The sequence below is a fragment of the Mesorhizobium sp. RCAM 05104 genome (assembly GCF_059683645.1).
Window position 1 is genome coordinate 3,548,815 of the sequence record NZ_CM185033.1, and the last position, 21,979, is coordinate 3,570,793.

Annotated in this window: 26 protein-coding genes and 1 pseudogene; 17 read left to right on the forward strand and 10 right to left on the reverse strand. The window is 63.8% G+C overall.

Going from position 1 to position 21,979, the window contains the following annotated elements; all coding sequences use genetic code 11:
- Positions 1 to 32 precede the first annotated feature (32 nt).
- Positions 33 to 692 (reverse strand): phosphoribosylanthranilate isomerase, encoded by a 660-nt coding sequence (locus AC56QP_RS17360; protein WP_091584297.1) that lies wholly within the window; start codon positions 690 to 692, stop codon positions 33 to 35.
- Between the two features lie 111 nt (positions 693 to 803).
- Between AC56QP_RS17360 and AC56QP_RS17365 the strand changes: the two genes are divergently transcribed.
- Positions 804 to 1,022, forward strand: a complete 219-nt coding sequence (locus AC56QP_RS17365) for a hypothetical protein (RefSeq protein ID WP_489858825.1) — start codon at positions 804 to 806, stop codon at positions 1,020 to 1,022.
- Positions 1,023 to 1,052: 30 nt separating this feature from the next.
- Here the strand turns inward: AC56QP_RS17365 and AC56QP_RS17370 are convergent, their stop codons facing one another.
- The 4 genes from AC56QP_RS17370 to AC56QP_RS17385 form a co-directional block, all read right to left on the reverse strand.
- Positions 1,053 to 1,811, reverse strand: coding sequence for a M48 family metallopeptidase (locus AC56QP_RS17370; protein ID WP_091584242.1), 759 nt, complete (start codon positions 1,809 to 1,811; stop codon positions 1,053 to 1,055).
- A 100-nt stretch (positions 1,812 to 1,911) separates the two neighbouring features.
- On the reverse strand, positions 1,912 to 2,394 hold the full coding sequence (locus AC56QP_RS17375) for a DUF2852 domain-containing protein (protein WP_091584243.1): 483 nt from the start codon (positions 2,392 to 2,394) through the stop codon (positions 1,912 to 1,914).
- Positions 2,395 to 2,469: 75 nt separating this feature from the next.
- Positions 2,470 to 3,654 (reverse strand): benzoate/H(+) symporter BenE family transporter, encoded by a 1,185-nt coding sequence (locus AC56QP_RS17380; protein ID WP_489858824.1) that lies wholly within the window; start codon positions 3,652 to 3,654, stop codon positions 2,470 to 2,472.
- Positions 3,654 to 4,424, reverse strand: coding sequence for an alpha/beta hydrolase (locus AC56QP_RS17385; protein ID WP_489858823.1), 771 nt, complete (start codon positions 4,422 to 4,424; stop codon positions 3,654 to 3,656). The genes AC56QP_RS17380 and AC56QP_RS17385 overlap by 1 nt, the downstream gene beginning before the upstream one ends.
- A gap of 220 nt (positions 4,425 to 4,644) precedes the next feature.
- Between AC56QP_RS17385 and infC the strand changes: the two genes are divergently transcribed.
- A complete protein-coding gene (infC, locus tag AC56QP_RS17390) occupies positions 4,645 to 5,181 on the forward strand; it encodes a translation initiation factor IF-3 (protein WP_013528312.1) in 537 nt (178 codons plus the stop codon).
- On the opposite strand, the gene AC56QP_RS17395 is transcribed toward infC, so the two are convergent.
- Positions 5,178 to 5,309, reverse strand: coding sequence for a hypothetical protein (locus tag AC56QP_RS17395; protein WP_489858822.1), 132 nt, complete (start codon positions 5,307 to 5,309; stop codon positions 5,178 to 5,180). The two genes, infC and AC56QP_RS17395, sit on opposite strands and share 4 nt — an antisense overlap.
- A gap of 70 nt (positions 5,310 to 5,379) precedes the next feature.
- Here AC56QP_RS17395 and AC56QP_RS17400 point away from each other — a divergent pair, with 70 nt between their 5' ends.
- The 7 genes from AC56QP_RS17400 (at position 5,380) to AC56QP_RS17430 (ending at position 11,612) form a co-directional block, all read left to right on the forward strand.
- Positions 5,380 to 6,006 carry a methyltransferase family protein gene (locus AC56QP_RS17400; RefSeq protein ID WP_489858821.1) on the forward strand — a complete coding sequence of 209 codons (627 nt, stop codon included), beginning with the start codon at positions 5,380 to 5,382 and terminating at the stop codon, positions 6,004 to 6,006.
- Between the two features lie 204 nt (positions 6,007 to 6,210).
- Positions 6,211 to 6,414 (forward strand): 50S ribosomal protein L35, encoded by a 204-nt coding sequence (rpmI, locus tag AC56QP_RS17405; protein ID WP_006201248.1) that lies wholly within the window; start codon positions 6,211 to 6,213, stop codon positions 6,412 to 6,414.
- Positions 6,415 to 6,507: 93 nt separating this feature from the next.
- Positions 6,508 to 6,909 (forward strand): 50S ribosomal protein L20, encoded by a 402-nt coding sequence (gene rplT, locus AC56QP_RS17410; protein ID WP_006201247.1) that lies wholly within the window; start codon positions 6,508 to 6,510, stop codon positions 6,907 to 6,909.
- A 143-nt stretch (positions 6,910 to 7,052) separates the two neighbouring features.
- The gene (pheS, locus tag AC56QP_RS17415; RefSeq protein ID WP_489858820.1) at positions 7,053 to 8,150 is read left to right on the forward strand and encodes a phenylalanine--tRNA ligase subunit alpha; all 1,098 of its coding nucleotides are present in this window, start codon (positions 7,053 to 7,055) and stop codon (positions 8,148 to 8,150) included.
- Positions 8,147 to 8,569: a GFA family protein gene (locus AC56QP_RS17420; RefSeq protein ID WP_489858819.1), complete on the forward strand. Its 423-nt coding sequence runs from the start codon at positions 8,147 to 8,149 to the stop codon at positions 8,567 to 8,569. The genes pheS and AC56QP_RS17420 overlap by 4 nt, the downstream gene beginning before the upstream one ends.
- Entirely contained in the window at positions 8,566 to 10,974 is a 2,409-nt protein-coding gene (gene pheT / locus AC56QP_RS17425; protein WP_489858818.1) for a phenylalanine--tRNA ligase subunit beta, read from the forward strand. Before AC56QP_RS17420 ends, pheT begins: the two co-directional genes overlap by 4 nt.
- 38 nt (positions 10,975 to 11,012) lie before the next feature.
- Positions 11,013 to 11,612 carry a nucleotidyltransferase family protein gene (locus AC56QP_RS17430; protein ID WP_489858817.1) on the forward strand — a complete coding sequence of 200 codons (600 nt, stop codon included), beginning with the start codon at positions 11,013 to 11,015 and terminating at the stop codon, positions 11,610 to 11,612.
- 84 nt (positions 11,613 to 11,696) lie between these two features.
- Here AC56QP_RS17430 and AC56QP_RS17435 read toward each other — a convergent pair whose 3' ends face one another.
- Positions 11,697 to 12,692, reverse strand: a complete 996-nt coding sequence (locus AC56QP_RS17435) for an aldo/keto reductase (RefSeq protein ID WP_489858816.1) — start codon at positions 12,690 to 12,692, stop codon at positions 11,697 to 11,699.
- Between the two features lie 96 nt (positions 12,693 to 12,788).
- Between AC56QP_RS17435 and AC56QP_RS17440 the strand changes: the two genes are divergently transcribed.
- From AC56QP_RS17440 to dapA, 8 genes and pseudogenes are all read left to right on the forward strand, one after another.
- Positions 12,789 to 13,679 (forward strand): LysR family transcriptional regulator, encoded by an 891-nt coding sequence (locus tag AC56QP_RS17440; RefSeq protein WP_489858815.1) that lies wholly within the window; start codon positions 12,789 to 12,791, stop codon positions 13,677 to 13,679.
- A gap of 73 nt (positions 13,680 to 13,752) precedes the next feature.
- Positions 13,753 to 14,325: a cytochrome b gene (locus tag AC56QP_RS17445; RefSeq protein ID WP_489858814.1), complete on the forward strand. Its 573-nt coding sequence runs from the start codon at positions 13,753 to 13,755 to the stop codon at positions 14,323 to 14,325.
- 67 nt (positions 14,326 to 14,392) lie between these two features.
- A complete protein-coding gene (locus tag AC56QP_RS17450; RefSeq protein ID WP_489858813.1) occupies positions 14,393 to 14,968 on the forward strand; it encodes a YceI family protein in 576 nt (191 codons plus the stop codon).
- Positions 14,969 to 15,248: 280 nt separating this feature from the next.
- Positions 15,249 to 16,235, forward strand: coding sequence for a Gfo/Idh/MocA family protein (locus AC56QP_RS17455; protein WP_489858812.1), 987 nt, complete (start codon positions 15,249 to 15,251; stop codon positions 16,233 to 16,235).
- Positions 16,236 to 16,302: 67 nt separating this feature from the next.
- A complete protein-coding gene (locus AC56QP_RS17460; RefSeq protein ID WP_489858811.1) occupies positions 16,303 to 17,961 on the forward strand; it encodes an FAD-binding dehydrogenase in 1,659 nt (552 codons plus the stop codon).
- Between the two features lie 203 nt (positions 17,962 to 18,164).
- Positions 18,165 to 18,356 carry a hypothetical protein gene (locus tag AC56QP_RS17465; protein WP_489858810.1) on the forward strand — a complete coding sequence of 64 codons (192 nt, stop codon included), beginning with the start codon at positions 18,165 to 18,167 and terminating at the stop codon, positions 18,354 to 18,356.
- A 20-nt stretch (positions 18,357 to 18,376) separates the two neighbouring features.
- Positions 18,377 to 18,598, forward strand: coding sequence for a hypothetical protein (locus tag AC56QP_RS17470; RefSeq protein WP_489858809.1), 222 nt, complete (start codon positions 18,377 to 18,379; stop codon positions 18,596 to 18,598).
- 495 nt (positions 18,599 to 19,093) lie between these two features.
- Positions 19,094 to 20,007 (forward strand): annotated as a pseudogene (gene dapA / locus AC56QP_RS17475) (4-hydroxy-tetrahydrodipicolinate synthase).
- Here the strand turns inward: dapA and AC56QP_RS17480 are convergent.
- The 3 genes from AC56QP_RS17480 to AC56QP_RS17490 all read right to left on the reverse strand — a co-directional run bounded on the left by AC56QP_RS17480 (position 19,966) and on the right by AC56QP_RS17490 (position 21,966).
- Positions 19,966 to 20,286: a hypothetical protein gene (locus AC56QP_RS17480; RefSeq protein ID WP_489858808.1), complete on the reverse strand. Its 321-nt coding sequence runs from the start codon at positions 20,284 to 20,286 to the stop codon at positions 19,966 to 19,968. The pseudogene dapA and the gene AC56QP_RS17480 sit on opposite strands and share 42 nt — an antisense overlap.
- 443 nt (positions 20,287 to 20,729) lie before the next feature.
- A complete protein-coding gene (locus tag AC56QP_RS17485) occupies positions 20,730 to 20,885 on the reverse strand; it encodes a hypothetical protein (protein ID WP_489858807.1) in 156 nt (51 codons plus the stop codon).
- A gap of 142 nt (positions 20,886 to 21,027) precedes the next feature.
- Entirely contained in the window at positions 21,028 to 21,966 is a 939-nt protein-coding gene (locus AC56QP_RS17490; RefSeq protein ID WP_489858806.1) for an alpha/beta hydrolase, read from the reverse strand.
- Positions 21,967 to 21,979: the final 13 nt, after the last annotated feature.

The window sequence follows — 21,979 nt, forward strand, 5'->3', positions numbered from 1 at the left end:
ACTTTTCCGGGACATGCTCTGGTTTGAGCCGGTCAGGCGGCGCGGTTGTCGCGTGCTGCCCTGACGGCCCGGAAGAACTGTTCGATCAGCGCCGGATCCTTGACGCCTGGCGCGCTTTCCACGCCTGAAGAAATGTCTATTCCGGGCGGGTTGGCAAGCCGAAGGGCATCGCCGATGTTGGCGGCGTTGAGCCCACCGGAAAGCATGTAATCGACGCCGGCGTCAAGGCCGGCGAGAATGCGCCAGTCGAAGGCGACGCCGTTGCCCCCCGGCAGTTCCGAGCCCTTCGGCGGCTTGGCGTCGAACAGGAACCGGTCGGCAACGCCGATGAACGGCTTTATCCGCTCCAGATCGGCAGCCTCGCTGAGCGGCAGCGCCTTCATCACGGGCAGGCCGTGGCGGGCCTTGACCTCGGCCACGCGCTCGGGCGTTTCCGAACCATGCAGCTGTAGCATGTCGGGTTGCATCTTTTCGACGATCTCATCAAGGAAGGCGTCGCTTGCATCAACGCTGACAGCAACCGCGATTGCCTTGCCGCGCGCCGCCTCGCGCAGACGGCCAGCCTCGGCCGGCTCGACGTAGCGCGGGCTTTTGGCAAAGAAAATGAAGCCGACATGGCTGGCGCCGCCGGCCACTGCCGCGGCCAATGCCTTGTCGGTCTTCAAGCCGCAGATCTTGATGTCAAGCGCCATGGCGCGGGATTCGCACGAAAAGCGATAAGAGTCGAGAAAAAGCATGCTGTTTGCCGGCAAGGCCAAAGGCGCTACCTATTCATGGACAGGACGCAAGGCGGGAGCAGAATCATGGCGGACAGAACGGTTGCCGAACTCAGGCAGAAAATCGCGCAGGCACGCGAGGTTATCGCTCATCTGGTGGACAAGGCCTCCTTCAACGGCACCGAGGCGCATCGGGCGCTCGACTATTTCGGTAGCGATGCCTTCGACAGCAAATTCCTGCCATGGCCGCGTCATGACGACGAGGGCCTGCGGCCCGAGGACCTCAACGCCGCCAACGACGATTGAATCGTCGCCCGTAACCTCGTCGCCCGTCACCTACTCGAACGCGATCGCTTGCAAGGCGCCGCCATTGCGCTTCAGCCAGGCCTTGCAGCGCTCGGTGTCCGGGCAAAGCTGTTCGCACAATTTCCAGAACTTCGGGCCGTGGTTCATCTCCTTGAGATGGGCCACCTCATGCGCGACGAGGTAATTTATGACCGGCGCCGGCGCCATCATGATGCGCCAGGAAAACGACAGATTGCCGTCCGAGGTGCACGAGCCCCAGCGGCTTGATGTGTCCTTGAAGCGGATCGCCTTGGCGCGCTTGCCGAGCGCCTGCGTGTGCTTGACCACCAGCGCCTCGATCTCGCGCTTGGCCTCGCGCTTGAGGAAATCGGCGATGCGGCGCGGCAGGTGCACGCGCTCGCCATGCACGATCAGCAGCGGACCGCGCTCGTCGCGCGAGACGGTGACGGTGCCTCGTTTCGAGGGCTCATGGACGATGCGGTGCGGCACGCCGCGCACAGGGACCTTGATGCCGGGCCGCACCTGCGGCCGGTTGGGCACCTTGGCCAGCCGCTGTTCCAGCCACTCCTGATGGCGGTCGAGGAATTTTTCCACCTCGCCCCGACGCAGGCCCGGCGGCACTGTGATGCGCAGGCCGCGGCCGCCGGAATCGATGCGCAGCGTCAGCCGCCGGGCGCGATCGTTCTCGACGATCTTGAGCGGCAATGACCGCCCGGCAACGACATGCTCGCGCTCTTGGACAGGCGCGGGCTTGGGTTTTGTCAGGTTGCGGAAGAAGCCGAAAGACATGGCCGGACGATACGCGATTCGAGGAAAACGAATAGAACAAAAAAGAAACGGCGCCGCTCGCGCGACGCCGTTTTTTCACGACCTGGCCTGTCGCCTGGCCTTAGTCGTCAAGCAGGTTCGAGCCCTTGCCACGCTTGCTGGCCGTCGTCCCGGTGCTCGGATCCGTCTTCGTCGGCGCCGTCGCCTTGTTGCGGTTCGCCATGAAGCGGTCGAACTCGTCCTGGTCCTTGGCGCGGCGCAGTTCGCGGGCGTACTCGTCGAACTGGGTCAGCATCTCGTCGAGCTTGCGGCGCTCTTCGTTCAGGCGCTCAAGCTCCTTTTCGCGCCAGTCGTCGAAAGCGACGTTGCCGGTGCGGGCGGAGCCGTGACCCCAGCGAGCGGCCTTGTCGGAACCGCGGCGGCAGCCGGCGAAGATGCCGTCGGTCGCCCGGTTGACGTCACGCTTGAAGCCATCGAGACGGTCGCCCCAGATGATGTAGGCGAGCATGGCGAAGCCGAGTGGCCAGAACACCATGAAGCCGATCACCATCAACGCGATGGTTGCCGGCGTCCAGGCCGGACGGATCAATGCGGATGTGTTCATTTTCTCCCATTCCTTCGGTTGGAGACAGCCAAACCCGGCTGCGTGGAATCGAAATGGGAAGAAGAAAACGGCGATTCAAGACAATGTCCGCCAAAACCGGACAAGAGGCTGAAATGATTGTCGCTTTTTGAATGCTTCGAGGAAAAGAACGGCCAGGCCCGCGACCAGCCCCCAGAATGCGGCGCCGACGCCGAACAGCGTCAGTCCCGACGCGGTGACGGCAAAGGTGACGGTGGCGGCCATGCGTTCGCCTTCGTCCTTCAGGGCGATCGACAGGGCGTTGGCAAGCGGCGCCATCAGCGCCAGACCCGCCACCAGCACGATCAGGCTTTGCGGCAGGACGGCGAAGATCGCCACCAATGAAGCACCGAATATGGCAAAGATGATGTAGGCGAGCGCATAGAACGGGCCGGTCTTCCAGCGTTCGGCGGGATCGGGATGGACGTCCGGCCCGGTGCAGATCGCCGCCGAAATCGCGGCCAGGTTGGTGGTCGAGCCGCCAAACGGCGCCGACAGCAGCGAAAACAGGCCGGTGACGCCGATCAGCGGGCCGGGCTCCGGGTGATAGCCGGCGGCGCGCAGCACGGCGAGCCCGGAGAGGTTCTGCGAAGCCATGGTGACGAGGTAGAGCGGCAGCGCCAGGCCGATGATCGCGGCGGCGCTGAACTGCGGTGTGATCAGTGTCAGCGTCGACAATTCCGGTGTCGGCAAGCCACCGACGCGGCCTGTCAGGAAAGCGGCGAGGCCGCCGCCGATCAGCACCACCAGCACCGACACCGCCGGATTGAACAGCCTGATGACGAAGAAGGCCGCGATCAGCGGCAGGATCAGCCAGGGATCGGCGGGGATGGCTTTGACCGCGTTGATGGCGAAACTGACGAGGATGCCGGCCAGCATGCCCGATGCCACCGACGGCGGTATCCTGGCGATCAGCCGTGTCAGCGGTCCGAACAGGCCGGTGGCAATCAGGAGGATGCCGGTGACGATGAAGGCGCCGACGGCCTCGCCCATCGAGAAACCGCTCGACGCGGCGATCAGCGCCAGGCCCGGCGTCGACCAGGCGGTGATGACCGGCATCTTCGTGCGCCAGGATAGCCACAGGCACTCGATCGCCATCGCCAGGCAGATCGCCGTCACCCAACTCGCTGTCTCGATCTGCGTCGCGCCGACCGCCTTGGCGGCGGCAATCACGATGGCCAGCGTGCCGCCAAAGCCGACGATTGCCGCGACAAAGGCGGATACCGGAATGGAAACGCGCATCAGTTCTCCCTCCGCGCCATCGCGTCGACGGTCCGTACAAGCATGTCGAGATCCTGCGGCCGCGACAGCCGATGATCACCGTCGGGGATCAGCGACAATGTCACATCGTCCGCGGGCAACAGACTGACCAGCTTCAGCGCGTGGCTTGCCGGCACGTCCGGATCGGCCAGTCCCTGCAAGATGTGCACCGGGCAATGCGTGTCGATAGGGCCTGCCATGACCCGGTTGTCGCGCCCGTCCTCGATCAGCGCGCGTGTGTAGATGTAAGGCTCGCTGGAATAGTCCGACGGCTCCTCGAAGAAGCCTCTTGCGGCGAGATCGCGCTTCTGCGCCTCGGTCAGCACCGGTTCGACCAGCTCGACGGTAAAATCCGGCGCCGGCGCCAGCAGCACCAGGCCGGCGACGTTGCTGTCGCCTGCCTTGCGCAGTTCCTGCACCATGCGCAGCGCGATCCAGGCCCCCATCGATGAGCCGACCAGGATCTGCTTGCCCCTGGTGAAGTGCCGGAAAACGGCAAGGCTTTGCGAAAGCCATTTTGAAATCGTGCCATCGGCAAAGGCGCCGCCGGATTCGCCATGGCCGGAATAGTCATGTCGCAGGAAGGCGCGGCCTTCTCTTGCCGCCCAGTCCGACAGCGTTTCGGCCTTCGTGCCCAGCATGTCCGATTTGTAGCCGCCGAGCCAGACGATGCCGGGCGTCGTGCCAGCCGTGTGGCGCACCGCGATGCTCGATCCATCGACGTCCAGAAAGACGGGGGGCGTGGCAGTCATGGCTTTTTCCTCACGCCGGTCTTTTGGCACAGGGTCTTGTGGCACAGCCAGTGGCGTGGCGAAAAGTGCTCGCGATCCTTCTTTGTTTGGTGCAGGTCAGCGATCAGGTGATTTCCTGTCAATGCTGTGCTATTGACTCCGCCCGCGCGCTCACCACATTGGCGCGTTCACGCATCAAGACCTGCAAACCCTGAACGAAACGGCCAAGGAGACCACGACCATTCGCAGACCTTTCAAAGCAGCGGCGCCGACCAAGGATGGCCCGCGCTCAAACCGTGATATCCGGGTTCCCCGGGTCCAGCTGATCGACGCCGAAGGCCAGAACCGCGGTGATGTTTCCATCAACGATGCATTGCTGCTCGCCGAAGAGGCCGGGCTCGATCTGGTCGAGATATCGCCCAATGCGGTGCCCCCCGTCGTAAAGATCCTCGATCTCGGCAAGTTGAAATACGCCAACCAGAAGAAGGCGGCCGAGGCGCGCAAGAACCAGAAGGTCATCGAGATCAAGGAGATCAAGATGCGCCCGAACATCGACAGCCATGACTACGAGACCAAGATGAAGGCGGTTCGCCGCTTCTTCGAGGAAGGCGACAAGGTCAAGCTGACGCTGCGTTTCCGTGGCCGCGAGATGGCGCACATGGAACTCGGCATGCAGCTTCTGAACAAGGTGCGCGAGGAAGTTGCGACCATCGCCAAGGTCGAGGCGGAACCGAAGCTTGAAGGCCGCCAGATGATGATGGTGCTGTCGCCTCGCTAGATCACGATGACGTCAGGCTCGTCATCGCGCTCCAAATCCGCCTGAATTGTGCTACAGGGCGTCCCGGCGATCGGCGGGACGCCTGTTTCTTGGCCAAAGCTGCGATCGCCGGTTCTGTTTTCATGCATGTCGTCCTCCCAAAACCGGGGCCACTTTCAGGCGACATGCATCAGGCTCTTCGACGATCGGATTCCTCCCTTGGACAATGAACTCAAGTACGGGCTGGGCAACTACCAGCAGATGCGCAGGCTGGTGCTTGCCGTGCTCGTGGTGGTGCTGTTCTTGGCGCTGCTGTTCGGCCAGTCGACCTTCCCGCCCGATACGCCGGTGCACGAGTCGATCGAGATGTTCGGCGTGCTGCTGATTTTCCTCGGCATTGTCGGGCGCCTTTGGGCGACGCTCTACATAGGCGGACGCAAGTCTTCCGAGGTGGTGACTGGTGGCCCCTACTCGATCACCCGCAACCCGCTCTACGTGTTCTCGACAGTGGCCGCGGCCGGCGTCGGCGCGCAGATCGGCTCGTTCTCCGGCATCATTCTGTTTGCTGTCCTGTGCGCGGGCGCCTTCCATATCGTCATCCTGCGCGAGGAGAAATTCCTCACGGAAGCGCTCGGCGCTCCATACCAGGCCTATCTGGCGAAGGTGCCGCGCTTCTTCCCGAAGCTTTCGCTCTACCAGGAGGGCGATACCGGCAGCTTCAAGCCGCGCCTGCTGTTGACCACGCTGCTCGACGGGTTGGTGTTCCTTGTCGCGCTGCCGGCTTTCGAGCTGATCGACGGCGCCCAGCAGTCGGGCATGCTGCCGGTCTGGTTCACGCTTCCCTGACGAGGGCCTGGGCGTCGCACCCCGACGTTCCGGGAACGCGCGGCGCAGGGGGTGTTGCACAGCCGCCTGCTTTGACGTATAGCACCGCGGTTCTGAAAAACCGCCCGGCAGGGCATGCCGTGGCGGTTTCATTTGCTTTTCGGGCTTTGGTCGGCCTGAAGCGAACAAAAGCGCGATAGTGCGCCCACGATACGGAGTAGCAAAATGCCCAAGATGAAGACCAAGTCCGCCGCCAAAAAGCGGTTCAAGATCACAGGTACGGGTAAAGTCCTGTCGGCTGCGGCCGGCAAGCGTCACGGCATGATCAAGCGTTCCAACAAGTTCATTCGAAATGCCCGCGGCACGATGGTTCTGGCTGAACCGGATGGCAAGAAGGTCATCAAGAATTTTCTGCCGAACGGCCTCTAAGGCATTCGGTCCGGACACGCATTAGTTTTACGCAATTCCGAACGGAAAACCGCTGAGCACTCTTCCTGGAATTGCTTTTAAGGAGATCATGACATGGCACGCGTAAAGAGAGGCGTCACCTCGCACGCCAAGCACAAGAAGGTCCTGAAAGCCGCGAAAGGCTTCTACGGCCGCCGCAAGAACACCATCCGCATCGCCAAGCAGGCGGTGGAAAAGTCGCTGCAGTACGCTTATCGCGACCGCAAGAACCGCAAGCGCTCGTTCCGCGCGCTGTGGATCCAGCGCATCAATGCCGCGACCCATGAGCACGGCCTGACCTACGGTCGCTTCATTGACGGCCTCAACAAGGCTGGCATCGAGATCGATCGCAAGATCCTGTCGGACATGGCCATCCATGAGCCGCAGGCTTTCGCCGCACTCGTGGCCAAGGCCAAGGTGGCGCTCGAATATCTGAAGAACACCACGCCGAACGCTTTTGAAAGCGCTGTCGCTTAAAGACCAGCGCTTCCCAAGCATTCGCAATTCTGATTTGGGGAACCCGCGCTGGCACGGCTGGCGCGGGTTTTTCTTATGCCTGAATTCACCTTAAACGTGACTTTCACCTTTAAGGCTGACTTTCCAACGTAGCGAGTTTGACCGTGAACGACGCAACCACTGGCCTTGATACGCTTGAAAACTCACTTCTGGCCGACATCGCGTCGGCCGCCGACGAGGCCGCAATTGAAGCCGTGCGGGTCTCGGCCCTTGGCAAGAAGGGATCGATTTCCGAAATGCTGAAGACGCTCGGCGCGATGACCGCCGAGGAACGCCAGGTGAAGGGTCCGGCCATCAACGGCCTCAAGAATCGTGTCACCGAGGCACTCACCTCGCGCAGGGCCGAGCTGAAGGATGTGGCGATCACAGCCCGCCTTGCCGCCGAAAAGGTCGACGTGACGCTGCCGGTGCGGCAGTCGCCGGCCGAGCGCGGCCGCATCCATCCGATCAGCCAGGTCATCGACGAGATCGCGGCGATCTTCGGCGACCTTGGCTTCTCGATCGCCGAGGGGCCGGACATCGAGAGCGACCACTACAACTTCACCGCGCTGAATTTCCCCGAAGGCCATCCGGCGCGCGAGATGCACGACACCTTCTTCTTCCAGCCGGACGAGAAGGGCGAGCGCAAGCTGTTGCGCACCCACACTTCACCGGTGCAGATCCGCACCATGGAGACGCAGAAGCCGCCGATCCGCATCGTCATCCCGGGCAAGACCTACCGGCAGGATTCGGACGCCACCCACTCGCCGATGTTCCATCAGGTCGAGGGGCTGGTGATCGACAAGACGGCGAATGTCGCCAACATGAAGTGGGTGCTGGAAGAGTTCTGCAAGGCCTTCTTCGAGGTGCCTCAGGTCAAGATGCGCTTCCGGCCCAGTTTCTTCCCGTTCACCGAGCCCAGCCTGGAGGTCGACATCCAGTGCGACCGCTCGCGGCCGGGCGAGGTGCGTTTCGGCGAAGGCTCCGACTGGATGGAGATCCTCGGCTGCGGCATGGTGCATCCCAATGTGCTACGCCATGGCGGGCTGGACCCGGACCAATATCAGGGCTTTGCCTGGGGCATGGGCATCGACCGCATCGCCATGCTGAAATACGGCATGCCGGACCTGCGTGCCTTCTTCGATGCCGATGTCCGCTGGCTGTCGCATTACGGTTTCAGGCCGCTCGACATGCCGACCTTGTTCGGCGGATTGAGCGCATGACAGCGCCCCACACCGGTGGCTGCCGCTGCGGCGCCGTGCGGTTCGAGGCTTCGGCCGAGCCGCACCACGTCAGCTATTGCCATTGCGGCGATTGCCGGCGGGCCAGCGGCGCGCCGGTATCGGCCTTTGTCGGCTTCCTGGTCGACCAGGTGGCGTTCACCGGCAAGGCGCTGAAGATGTACGAGAACGGGCCGGTGACGCGCTCGTTCTGCGGCGTCTGCGGCTCGCCGATCGCCTATGTCGACGAGCGGCTGGAGGACGACATCTACTTCATGCTCGGCGCCATGGACATGCCGGCCGATTTCAGGCCGACGCTGCATGCCTATGTCAGCGAGCAGCTTCCCTACCTGCATATGTCCGACGACTTGCCGAGACATCTGAAATCAAGCGTCAAAAGACCAGACGGAACAGTCCCATGAAATTCACCCTCTCCTGGCTCAAGGACCATCTCGAGACCGACGCCTCGCTCGACGAGATCGTCGAGCGGCTGACGTCGATCGGCCTCGAAGTCGAGCATGTCGACGACAAGTCGAGCCTGAAACCGTTCGTCATCGCCAAGGTGCTGACGGCGGTGCAGCATCCCGACGCCGACCGCTTGCGCGTGCTCACCGTCGATACAGGCGACGGCAAGCCGCCCGTCCAGGTCGTCTGCGGCGCGCCGAATGCTCGCGCCGGGCTGATCGGCGCCTTTGCCGCGCCCGGCACCTATGTGCCCGGCATCGACGTGACGCTGACGGTCGGCAAGATCAGGGGCGTCGAAAGCCATGGCATGATGTGCTCCGAGCGCGAGCTGGAGCTTTCCGACGAGCATAGCGGCATCATCGACCTGCCGGCCGACGCCCCCGTCGGCACCAGCTTCGCTGCGTACGCGCATCTTGACGATCCCCTGATCGAGATCAACCTGACGCCGAACCGGCCGGATGCCACCAGCGTCTACGGCATCGCCAGGGATCTTGCGGCGAGCGGGCTTGGCCGCCTCGTTGGCGGTGCCATCATGCCCCATGCCGGCAGCGGCATGTGCCCTGTCAAGGTGACGATCGAGGCCCCGGAACTCTGCCCGGGCTTCGCGCTCAGGCTGGTCAAGGGCGTCAAGAACGGCCCGTCGCCGAAATGGCTGCAGCAGCGGCTGATCGCCATTGGACTTCGGCCGATCAGCGCGCTGGTCGACATCACCAACTACGTCACCTTCGATCGCGGCCGCCCGCTGCATGTGTTCGATGCGAAGAAGGTTGCCGGCAATCTCGTCGTGCGCCGGGCGCGCGACGGCGAGAAGGTGCTGGCGCTCGACGGCCGCGAATACACGCTGACGCCGGAGATGTGCGTGATAGCCGATGACGACGGCGTCGAATCGATCGCCGGCATCATGGGCGGCGAGCATTCCGGCTGCGACGAGAACACCACAGACGTGCTGATCGAATCGGCGCTTTGGGACCCGATCGCCACGGCGCGTACCGGCCGCACGCTCGGCATTATCACCGATGCGCGCTACCGCTTCGAGCGCGGCGTCGACCCCGAATTCATGGTCCCCGGCGTGGAGCTGGCGACTAGGCTGGTGCTCGATTTCTGCGGCGGTACGCCGACAGAGATCGAAGTGGCCGGCTATTCCGGTCACAAGCCCATGATCGTTTCCTTCCCGCTGTCGGAAGTGAAGCGGCTGACCGGTATCGAGGTGCCGAAGGCGGAAAGCCTCGACATCCTGTCGCGCCTCGGCTTCAAGCCCAAAGGCTCGGGCGATGTCGTCGATGTGGCGGTGCCGTCCTGGCGCCCCGATATCGATGGCAAGGCCGACCTGGTCGAGGAGGTGATGCGCATCCATGGCGTCGACAACATCGCGCCGCAGCCGCTCGGTTCGCATGACGCGGTCAATGCAAAGATCCTCACAACGCTGCAGGTCCGCACCCGCACGGCCAAGCGGGCGCTCGCCGTGCGCGGCATGATGGAGGCCGTCACCTGGTCGTTCATCCCGGCCAAACACGCCGAACTGTTCGGCGGCGGCCAGACCGCGCTGAAGCTCGCCAACCCGATCGCCGCCGACATGTCCGACATGCGGCCGTCGCTGCTGCCGGGGCTGATCGCCGCCGCACAGCGCAACGCCGACAGGGGCATCGGCGACGTGGCGCTGTTCGAAGTGTCGGGCACCTATGAGGGGGACGGCGCCGACCAGCAGCGGCGCGTGGCCGCCGGTGTTCGGCGCGGCACGGCAAAGCTCGACGGTTCAGGCCGCAACTGGGCCGGCAATTCCGGTCCGGTCGGCGTCTTCGATGCCAAGGCGGATGCGATCGCGGCGCTCGAAGCCTGCGGCGCGCCGGTCGAGCGGCTGCAGATCGAGGCGGGCGGACCGGGCTGGTACCATCCCGGCCGTTCCGGCACGATCAAGCTCGGGCCAAAGACCGTGCTCGGCACCTTCGGCGAGTTCCACCCGAAGACGCTGGAAGGGCTCGATGTCTCCGGGCCGCTCTGCGGTTTCGAAGTGTTCGTCGATGCCGTGCCCGAGCCGAAAGCCAAGCCGACGAAAACCAAGCCGAAGCTGGAGCTGTCCGCCTTCCAGGCGGTGAAGCGCGATTTCGCCTTCGTCGTCGACAAGTCGGTCGAGGCTGGCACGCTGGTGCGCGCCGCATTGGCCGCCGACAAGAAGCTGATAACAGCCGTTTCGGTCTTCGATGTTTTCGAAGGTGCGTCGCTCGGCGAGGGCAAGAAGTCGATCGCCATCGAAGTGTCGATCCAGCCGGTCGAGAGGACGCTGACCGACGAGGATTTCGAGGCGCTGGCCAAACGTATCGTCGAGAATGTCGGCAAGCAGACGGGCGGTGTGCTGAGAGGCTGAGGCTTGCGGGCAGATGGCGAATCGCCCTCCAAAGGGCGATGGACCATCTGCGCTATTCGGGGCTGCCGTTCGCGGCACAACGCGCTGCGTTTCTCGACATCGTGTCGCAGGAGCCGCTGATCCGTGAGGCGCTGGCGCGAGCACGCAGCCTTGCTTTACCCGACTGGCTGATCGTGTCAGGCGCGCTTTACAACAGCATCTGGAACCATCTGACGGGGAAGCCGTCGGGTTACGGCATCAAGGATGTCGATTTATTCTATTTTGACGAGAGCGACCTGTCCTATGAAGCCGAGGACAGTGCGATCGCGCGGGCCGCTTCGGTCTTCACCGGCCCGCCACCAGTCGAGGTGCGCAACCAGGCCCGGGTGCATCTGTGGTATCCTATCAAGTTCGGACGATCCTGCCCACGCTACTCAAGTTCCAGCGAATCCGTCCGCTACTTCGCCTCGAAAACCCATGCGGTGGGCGTTCGATACGACGATGACGGGCAGCTTGAGCTGGTGGCGCCGTTCGGGCTCGACGATATCTTCTCGTTTCGCATCACGCCGAACCGGGTGATGGACAATCAGCAGACGCATGAGGCGAAGGGAGCCCGTGCGCAGGCCAATTGGCCGGAGATCACGGTAGTGCCTTGGTGACATACAGAATATCTCCCCTGCACCGTGCGGCGCATAAAAGGGGCGCCGAAGCGCCCCTGTGTGATCACGCAAATCTGCCAACGCTCAGCCATTCACCAGCGCCAGCAGCTCCTCGGTGTAGCGCTTGCCAACCACCTTGTCGGGCGACAGCGCATCACCGATAGCCGCCACCTCGGCCTGGCTCAGCTCGATCCCCGCCGCCGCCGTGTTCTGCTCGAGATGGCGGATCTTTCGCGCGCCGGGGATCGGCACGATGAAATCGCCCTGATGCAGCACCCAGGCCAGCGCCAGCTGCGCCGAGGTCACGCCCTTCTCGGTCGCCATCTTTTCCAGCGCGGCGATAACCTTGGCATTGGCCGCCATGGCGTCGGCCTGGAAACGCGGCTGACCGCGGCGCCAGTCGTCGTCGCCCAAAGCCTCGGGTTTGGCGATCGTGCCGGTCAACAGGCCACGGCCGAGTGGACTATACGGAACGAAGCCGATGCCGAGTTCGCGGCAGACGGCGAACACTTCGTCTTCGGGGTCGCGGGTCCAAAGCGAGTATTCGCTTTGCACCGCGGATATCGGATGCACGGCATGCGCCCGGCGGATGGTTGCGGCGCTCGCCTCCGACAGGCCGAGTGCGCGCACCTTGCCCTCGCGCACCAACTCGGCCATGGCGCCGACCGTATCCTCGATCGGCACGTTCGGGTCGACGCGGTGCTGGTAGTAGAGGTCGATCACATCGGTGCCGAGCCGCTTCAGCGACGCCTCGGCGACGGCCTTGACGTGCTCGGGACGGCTGTCGACGCCGGCCATACGCTCGGTGCCGGTGCCTTCCTCCAGAATCTTGAAGCCGAACTTGGTGGCGATCGTCACCTTGTCGCGCACCGACTTCAGTGCCTTGCCGAGCAGGATCTCGTTCTCGTAAGGGCCGTAGACTTCCGCCGTGTCGAAGAAGTTGACGCCGATCTCGACGGCGCGGTGCAGTGTGGCGATCGCCTCGGCTTCCGGCTGGCCGCCATAAACGAAGCTCATCCCCATGCAGCCGAGGCCGACAGGATAGACATTCAATTCAGGTCCTAGCTTGCGGGTTTGCATCACGCGTCTCCTTGTTGTGATGCCCAGGAGATAGCGCCTTGCCTTGTGTTCGATAATCGTCTCTCATCTGTACAGGCTGTTCTAGAAAATAGATCAATGAACCGAGCTCATCTGTCCCAGCTTGCGGTACTGGCAACCGTCGCCCAGTGCGGCAGTTTTCGCGGCGCGGCCAGGGAACTGGCCATCGCGCCATCCGCGGTCAGCCATGCGGTGTCCAGCCTGGAGGCGCGGCTTGGCGTCCGTCTTCTGTCGCGCAGCACGCGCAGCGTCGCGCCCACCGAAGAGGGCGCGCAACTGCTGGAGCGCCTGCGGCCGGCCCTGTCGGAGATAGATCTGGCGCTGGAGACAGCGATCGAGGCGCGTGACCGGCCGGCCGGCAATCTCAGGCTGACCGTGCCTCGCACCGCAGCCCACCTGGCGCTGACGCCGCGACTCGGCGCCTTTGCCGCGGCCTATCCTGATATCGTGCTGGAGATCGTCATCGAAGACCGCTTTACGGACGTCGTCGAAGACGGCTTTGACGCCGGCGTGCGGCTCGGCGAGAGCCTGCAGCGCGACATGATCGCGGTGCGCATCGGGCCCAATCTGCGCGGCGCCGTGGTCGGCGCGCCGTCCTACTTCGCGACCATGCCCAAACCATCGCATCCGCACGATCTGGCCAGCCACCGCTGTATCCGCTTCCGTTTTTCCAGCGGCATTCTTTACCGCTGGGAATTCGAGAAGGACGGCGAGGAGATCGAGTTTGCCGCGCAAGGGCCACTGATCCTCGACGAGGATCATTTGATCGCCCAGGCGGCGGTCGATGGCGCCGGGCTTGCCTTCGTTTTCGAGGACTATGTCCGCGCGCCGATCGCCGACGGCCGGCTTATCCGCGTGCTGGAGGACTGGTGCCCGTCCTTCGACGGTTTCTTCGTCTACTATCCAAGCCGCCGCCAGATGCGGCCGGCGCTGCGTGCCTTTGTCGATTTCTTCAAGGTGAGTGGATGAGCGCGCCACCCTCTCCACAAGGGGGAGGGTAAGTGCGCCGGAAGAAAGCCGACCCGGCATTCGTTCACGCCCCATGCCTGCATCGATCACAAACAGCACGACCCGCTACGGCTGGGGCACAATCCTTCTCCACTGGCTGATTGCGCTGATCTTCATCGGCCAGTTCGCGCTCGGCTTCATCATGGTGCGACTCAGCAGCCAGCGCACAGCCTTCGAATTGATCCAGCTGCACAAATCCTTCGGCTTTCTGCTGCTCGGGCTGGTGATCCTGCGCATCGCCTGGCGGTCTGGCAATGCGGCGCCGGCGCTGCCGCGCTCGGTTGGAACCGTGGAGCGCCGGGCCGCGCCGCTCGCCCACCTCGCGCTCTATGCTTTTCAAATCGCTCTGCCCTTGTCCGGCTGGGCTCTGGTCTCCGTGTCGATGCTGGAAATCCCCAGCATGCCGTTCAATCTTTTCGTCATGCCGAACCTGCCATTGACCGAATCGGACGCCGCGGAAAGCTTCTGGGCCGCGGCGCACTGGTATCTCGCCTATGCCGGCATCGCCCTGGTCGTTCTGCATGTCGCGGCCGCGCTGCGTCATCATTTCCGGCTCAGGGATAATGTGCTCACCCGCATGATCACACCTTCGTCAGGTGGGGAATAGAACGGGCGTTTCGTTCGTTCCTGGGGCGAGGACGCGAAAAGCGTTGCCTCCAAAAAGGAATACTCCCATGTTTGCGCGCATCCTTGGATTTGCGGCGGTTGCCGCTTGCATTGCCATGCCTGTCTTCGCGGCCGTCGCGCTCGGCGACGCCGCCGGCAGCTACTCGATCAGTCCGGCCAGCTCCAGCATCCGATTTTCCATCGGCAAGGTCGGTGGCGGCGGCCTCAATGGCGGCTTCGCCCGCTTCAAGGGCTCGATCCGCATCGACGACAGCGATGTCGCTCGCTCGCAGGTCAACTTCACCATCTTTCCCGAAAGCGTCGGCACCGGCCAGGGCCGCATCGACGCCTTCCTGCGCTCCGACGCGGTGTTCGACGCCGCCAACAGCCCGGAAATCCGGTTCCGCTCCACCGGCGTGACCCGCACCAGCGACACCACGGCGCTCGTCACCGGCCGGCTTACGGCACGCGGCAAGACTTTTCCGGAAAAATTCACCGCCGAGCTGGGCGGCCTCAAGGCCGGCACGATCAAATTCCACGTCACCGGTAAGGTGCTCAGGTCGCGCTACGGCATGGACGTCGGCACACCGCTCTATTCGAACATCGTCGACTTCGACATGACGCTGACCGGCAAGCGGGGCTGAACGCGGCCTACTTCCTCTCCGCAAAGCGGGGGAGAGGTGGTTCGGGCGAAGCCCGAGAGGGAGAGCGGGATGCCGCTCGTGACGCAGAGCCCTTCAACAACACACGCGCCTAAGGGCGCTCGAGCCGGCAAGCCCGGGAACTTTACGAAGGCCCCTCTCCGTCCCGGCCTCGCCGGGCCACCTCTCCCCACTTGGTGGGGCGAGGAACCAGCACTGCGCATTGGCTTTTCCATCGATTTCGGGCAAACCTCGTCGCCTGTAATCGACATGGAGAAGCGTGATGTTCCGATGGGGTGTTTTGTCGACGGCCAAGATCGGCCGCGAGCATTTGTTGCCGGCGATGGTCGAGGCCGAGAATGGCGTGCTGGCGGCGATCGCCAGCCGCGACCTGTCGAAGGCCAAGGCGCTGGCCGAGCGCTTCGGTGCGCGCCATGCCTTCGGCTCCTATGAGGACCTGCTCGCCTCAGACGAGGTCGACGGCGTCTATATCCCGCTGCCGACGTCGCAGCATGTCGAATGGACGGCGAAGGCTATTCAAGCCGGCAAGCATGTGCTGGTCGAAAAGCCGCTGGCGCTCGACGCCAAGGACATCGCGCCGCTGATCAAGCTTCGCGACGCCAGCAAAGTGCTGGTCTGCGAAGCCTTCATGGTCATCTACCACCCGCAATGGATCAAGGTGCGCGACCTCATCGCCAGCGGCGCCATAGGTCGGTTGCGGCATGTGCAGGGCGCGTTCTCCTACTACAATGTCGACCCCAACAACATGCGCAACCAGCTCGATCTCGGCGGCGGCGCGCTGCCCGACATCGGCGTGTACCCGACCGTGTCGACGCGCTTTTCCACCGGCAAGGAGCCGCTGCGCGTCCAGGCGACGATCGAGCGCGACAAAAAATTCGGCACCGACATCTACTCCTCGATCCGCGCCGATTTTGGCGACTTCGAACTGTCCTTCTACCTGTCGACGCAGATGGCGGCGCGCCAGGTCATGGTGTTCCATGGCGAGAAGGGTTTCATCGAGGTGTTCTCGCCGTTCAATGCCGGGCTCTACGACCATCACCGGGTCGAGCTGCACAACCAGAACCACACCGAGGCGCAGGTGTTCCGCTTCCCCGGCACGCAGCAGTACCGGCTGGAGGTCGAGACTTTCGCGCGGGCAGCACAGGGCGGCAAGGAGCGCGTCTTCACGCTGGAGGAGTCCGTGCTCAACCAGAAGGTCATCGACGCCATCTTCCGCGCCGGCGGCAAGGATGGCTGGGAGGCCGTCTAACTCTTTGTTCTGACGCAATTCCGGACGCTTTCGCGGAATTGCTTTAGCCGGCTACCTGGGAGGGGAAATGGCGGACGATGCGGATGTGATCATTGTCGGCGGCGGCCTTGCCGGGCTGGTTGCCGCCGCCGAGCTGGCCGAGGCCGGCAGGAAAATCGTCATCGTCGACCAGGAGCCGGAGCAGTCGCTGGGCGGCCAGGCGTTCTGGTCTTTCGGGGGCCTTTTCCTCGTCGATTCGCCCGAGCAGCGGCGCATGCGCATCCGCGATTCGCATGACCTGGCGCTCGAGGACTGGCTGGGCACCGCCGCCTTCGACCGGCCCGAGGATTTCTGGCCGCGCAAATGGGCCGAGGCCTATGTCGGTTTCGCCGCCGGCGAAAAGCGCTCCTGGCTCACGCAGCGCGGCCTGAAGTTTTTCCCGGTGGTCGGCTGGGCCGAGCGCGGTGGCGGCAATGCCATCGGCCACGGCAATTCGGTGCCGCGCTTCCACATCACCTGGGGCACCGGCCCCGGCGTGCTCGAACCTTTTGTGCTGCGCGTGCGCGAGGCGCAGAAGCGTGGATTGATAGACTTCAGGTTCCGTCACCGGGTCAATGAACTGACGCGGACGGGCGCGACGATAACCGGTGTGCGCGGCGACATCCTGCAGCCGAGCACTGTCGAGCGCGGCCACAAGAGTTCGCGCGAGATATCAGGCGATTTCGAGCTGCATGCGCAAGCGGTGATCGTTGCCTCCGGCGGTATTGGCGCCAACCATCAACTTGTCCGGGAAAACTGGCCGCAACGGCTGGGCGCGGCACCGAAGCGCATGATCACCGGCGTGCCCGACCATGTCGACGGCCGCATGCTGGCGATCGCGGAACAGTCAGGCGGCTCGATCATCAACCGCGACCGCATGTGGCACTATGTCGAGGGCATCAAGAACTGGGCGCCGATCTGGACCGACCATGCGATCCGCATCCTGCCGGGCCCGTCATCACTGTGGCTGGATGCGCGCGGCAAGCGCCTGCCGGTGCCGCTCTATCCCGGCTTCGACACGCTGGGCACGCTCAGCCATATCATGGCGACCGGCTTCGACTATTCCTGGTTCATCCTGACCAGGAAGATCATCCAGAAGGAGTTCGCGCTGTCGGGCTCCGAACAGAACCCGGACCTGACCGGCAAGAGCTGGCGCCAGGTGCTCGGCCGCGCCACGTCAGGCATTCCGGGCCCCGTGAAAGCGTTCATGGAGAAGGGCGAGGACTTTATTGTCGAGGCCGAACTGCCAACACTGGTCGCCCGCATGAACGCGCTGGCCGGCGGCGAGCCGCTGCTCGAACTTGCCCAGGTCGAGCGCGAGATTCGCGCCCGCGACCGGCAGCTCGACAATCCGTTCTCCAAGGACATGCAGATCACCGCTCTGCGCGGTGCGCGCGCCTATCTCGGCGACCGGCTGATCCGCACGGCCAAACCGCACAAGATGCTCGATCCGGCAAATGGCCCGCTGATAGCGGTCCGCCTCAACATCCTGACCCGCAAGACGCTGGGTGGCCTGCAGACCGATCTCGACAGCCGCGTGCTGGGTGCCGATGGGCAGCCGGTCGAGGGGCTCTATGCCGTCGGTGAGGCCGCCGGTTTCGGTGGTGGCGGCGTGCATGGCTATGCGGCGCTGGAAGGCACGTTCCTCGGCGGCTGCATCTTTTCCGGCCGCGGCGCCGGCCGGGCAGCGGCCGCCTCGGTGGCGTGAAACGACGCCATCGCGGCCTGATTTTCCGGCTTGGGTTCCACATATGCCCGGGCGATAAACATATGACTTTTTTATATTTTTCAGTTTTGAGCCGCCTCGAATACAAATGCGGATGCTTTTATCTTTCTGAGTGCAGCCGGTCCTGAGCCGCTGCAGGCAGTCGCCACCTAGTGGCGACAGTTTCAGAAAGAAGGAAGTCTCCGATGTTCCTCTCAGACGGGCTCTATCTGCCCACCCATCGTCCGCTGCCGGCGTCGCAGGTCGAACGTATCCGGCTCGCGGCCAACAGCAATCGCCGGCCGGCCAGACTTGTCGCGCCATTCACACCGACATGGTGGCTGCTGGTCGTCGGCGCCTTGCTGGCCGCCGCCGCGATTGCCGCCCAGCTTTCCTGATCGCAAGGCAGGAGGTGATCATGCAAGGCTCCCACATTTCCCCTGACGGAAACGCCCTTCACCGCTTCGTCGTTGGACGCGACGGCGAAGGCCATTGGATCGCGCGCGACGAAGAAGGCCAGACCGGCGGCGTTTTTGCCGACAGGAGCTCCGCCGTGCGTTTCGCCACGATGGAAAGCGGCCATCGCGCCGGGGCGATACGCTTCGCCCCGGCAGGCGTCCGGTTGTCCCTGTTCAACTGATCCGCGCCTGGTTCCGAACCGACCGGACCGATCTGGCCATGGACAATTCCAACAACATTGCAGGGCCCAACAGCGCCAACCTCACCGGATTGCTTGATCGCCTGCCGCATGTCGGCAGGTTGCTCGAACACCAGCTGGGGGAAGCCGCGCGCGGTCTGTCGCTCGACAGATCATCCCGACAAGGCCGCCGGTTCACCCATCTGGTCGAGGCCGGCGCCACGCTCGACGCCGTCCTCCTGCTCGCCGCTTTGTCGAGGCCGGAGCGTGCGGTCTCGTCCATCAGCAGGACCGGAGAGCGTTGGCTCTGCCGCATTCAAGCCACGCCCGCAGGGGCGCCGGCCCAGGCTGGAGAATTCGAAGCGGACCATACGGATATGGCCGCCGCCGTGCTGTCGGCCCTGCTTCTGTCGCACCTCGAACAGGCAGCGCACCCAAGAAATCACCCAGGAGAATCCCATGGTATCAGAACAAGCACGATTACGCCTGACCGGAGCGATGACTGCGCTGGTGACGCCGTTCACCGACGGCGAGGTCGATCTGAAGCAACTGACCACGCTCGTGCGTTGGCAGATCGAACAAGGGATCAACGGGCTGGTCCCGTGCGGCACCACAGGTGAATCCCCGACCTTGTCGTGGGAGGAGCGCCTCGACATCATCGCGCTCTGCGTGAAAATTGCCGGCGGCAGGGTGCCGATCATCGCCGGCACCGGCACGAACAGCACCGAGACCACGATTGCCTTTTCGACAACCGCCGAAGCTTTCGGCGCCGACGCCGCCCTCATCGTGACGCCCTACTACAACAGGCCGAGCCAGGAGGGTATTTTTCGCCACTTCGAAGCTGTCGCCAGCAAGGTCAGGATACCGATCATCGTCTACAATGTGCCGGGGCGAACCGGTGTCGACCTGTCGCTGGAGACGATCGAGCGCCTGGCGCAGATTCCAGCCATCGTCGGCATCAAGGATGCCACCGGTGATGTGAACCGGCTATCCTCGCTTCCTGCTGTGCTGAGGCGCCGCTTTATCTGCCTGTCGGGCCACGACGCGACGTCGTTCGGCTTCAACACGATGGGCGGGCGTGCACCATCTCCGTGGTCTCCAACGTCGCGCCGCGACTGTGTGTCGAGATGCATGATGCCTGCAGGCAAGGCGATCATCACACCGCGCGGGCCATCCATCATCGCTTGCGGCCACTGATCGCCGCACTTGAGCTGGAGAGCAATCCGGTGCCGGTCAAACACGCGTTGAGCCTGGCGCTGGGGCTGAGCCCGGACGTCCGATTGCCATTGACCGCCGTCCGTCCTGAAACCGAAACCGCGATCCGTGAGGCTATGCTGGCCTTGGGGGGAAGCATCTCTGGTGTCGCTCCATCAAGACCGGTGCTGGCCTCGCCCGCGCCGTGGCGGCTTTGACGGAGGCGCTTTGCCATCGACGGCATAGACCAATCCCGGCTGGACGATCCATTCGCCGGTGCGGAGCGCTTCGACATCGAAGCGCCCGCTGCGGTCGCGCGGTGCGACGCCGACAAAACGATAACGCCGTCCACGCGCATCGACGACCGTGTCAGCGATCGGGTGGCCGGCGAGTCGGCCGATGATTGCTCCCTGCTCCCTCAGGTTTGCCAGGATGAAATACTCCGTCGGCACCCTGCGGCTTTCCCTTGAGGTCAGCCAGACTGAATTTAATCTCATGTTCGTTCGAAGCCAGATTGTCGTTCCGGCCGCCGGCCAAGCGGCGGCCGGAATTACATAGTCGCTGGCCGCGTAGGAATTCGAGAGCAGGTTTTGGCCTGAATTATATATGCCGCATATGTCCGGCCGTGTTCTCGAACAGGGATCCAGCCGCGCGGGGGCGTGGCTCGATGCAGTCGGACGAGGGCGTCGTGCCGGTTCGCCGCGACAATCGGGATGTGGGCGCTCCAGCCTGCCTGGTCTATGGTCACCATCCCGCCAATGGTGTTCGAGGCACGGGCGGTCGCGATAGTCATCCGTGTCGACACATGCGCCGAAGAAGCGCCAACGCGCCTCCGAGCCTGGTCATGTCTGCGATTTCCTTGCTGTTGGTCACCGCGGGTTTGTCTGCCCGCTCTGCATCGCGCCTCGCCCTATGCCAGCGCCGCAGGCGGTGCCTCGCGTCACTTCGGTGTCCGTATGCTGGGCGCAGGGCTCTCGCGGCGATCCGGCTTCGGCCCCTCGATGCGTCCTCCCTGTTGATGACGTGGCAGCGGTGAGATGCAGCGGAACAGGTCGAAAGGCTCGATAAAGGCAGCGATCAGCGGCAGGCGTTGCATGAGGGTATCCGGCTCCGTATCTTTAATATGTATGCAGTCTGCATATTACTAATGCAGGTGTCAAGCCGAGCGAAAGCGTTCCGGCAGGTGGGTCCGCATCGGATCACGCCAGTGCCATCGTCTCAGGGGAGAGGAAAATCGCTCACCAGAGCCAGGCGCCCTTGCCAAGGGCGGCTACCGCATCGACGATCCGGGTGAAGCTCGCGCGGGCGCGGCCAACCGTGTGCCGGGCCCTGAGATAGCCATGCACCAGCCCCGGTTCCTCGAACCAGGTGGCGCGCCCGCCTGCCGCGACGATACGGTCGCGGTAGGTCTCACCATCCGAAGACAGCGGATCGCACTCTGCGGTGACAAGCACCGTCGGCGGCAGGTTGGAGAAGTCAGTGTCGGCAAGCGGTGCGAGTGTCGCGTCGCCGCTGCGCTCCTGCCCGCCGGTGCGGATGTGCTTGTAGAATTCGAGATCTCGCATGGTCAGCATCGGCGCTTCGGCATGCCTGAGATAGGATCCCTTTGCTCGGTCCCCGCCGAGGCCGGGATAGATCAGCACCTGGCCGACCGGCTTGCGCGGATGGCCGCGTGTCGCATGGCTTACGGCAGCGGCAAGATTGCCGCCGGCGCTGTCGCCGCAAAGCAGAATGGGGTGATTGCGGGTGGTGGCGGCCCATTCGAAGGCGTTCATCACGTCGTCGAAAGCGGCCGGATGCAGGTGTTCCGGCGCCAGCCGGTAGTCGACCGAGACCACCTCATATCCGGTACGGGCGCAGAGCTCGGCGCAGACATCGTCATGGCTGTCCAGCCCGCCGAGGATGAAGCCGCCGCCATGGAAATAGAGCACCGTCGCTGCCGCTTGCGGGGTGTTTCGGTAGATGCGGATCGGGATGTCGTGCGTCGGCGTTGCAATGGCAGCGGTTTCGACCGAGACGCCTTCGGGATAGCCGGCAAAGAACTCCCGGCACATGTGGTTGTAGATCTCGCGCTGCTGGGTGATCGTGTAGTCGATCGTGTCCGGCGGATAGTATGAATTCGTCCGTTCGATGAAGGCCCAGGTCTCGGCGTCGATCAGTTTCTTGTAGTCGGTCATGGAGCTGGCCTGC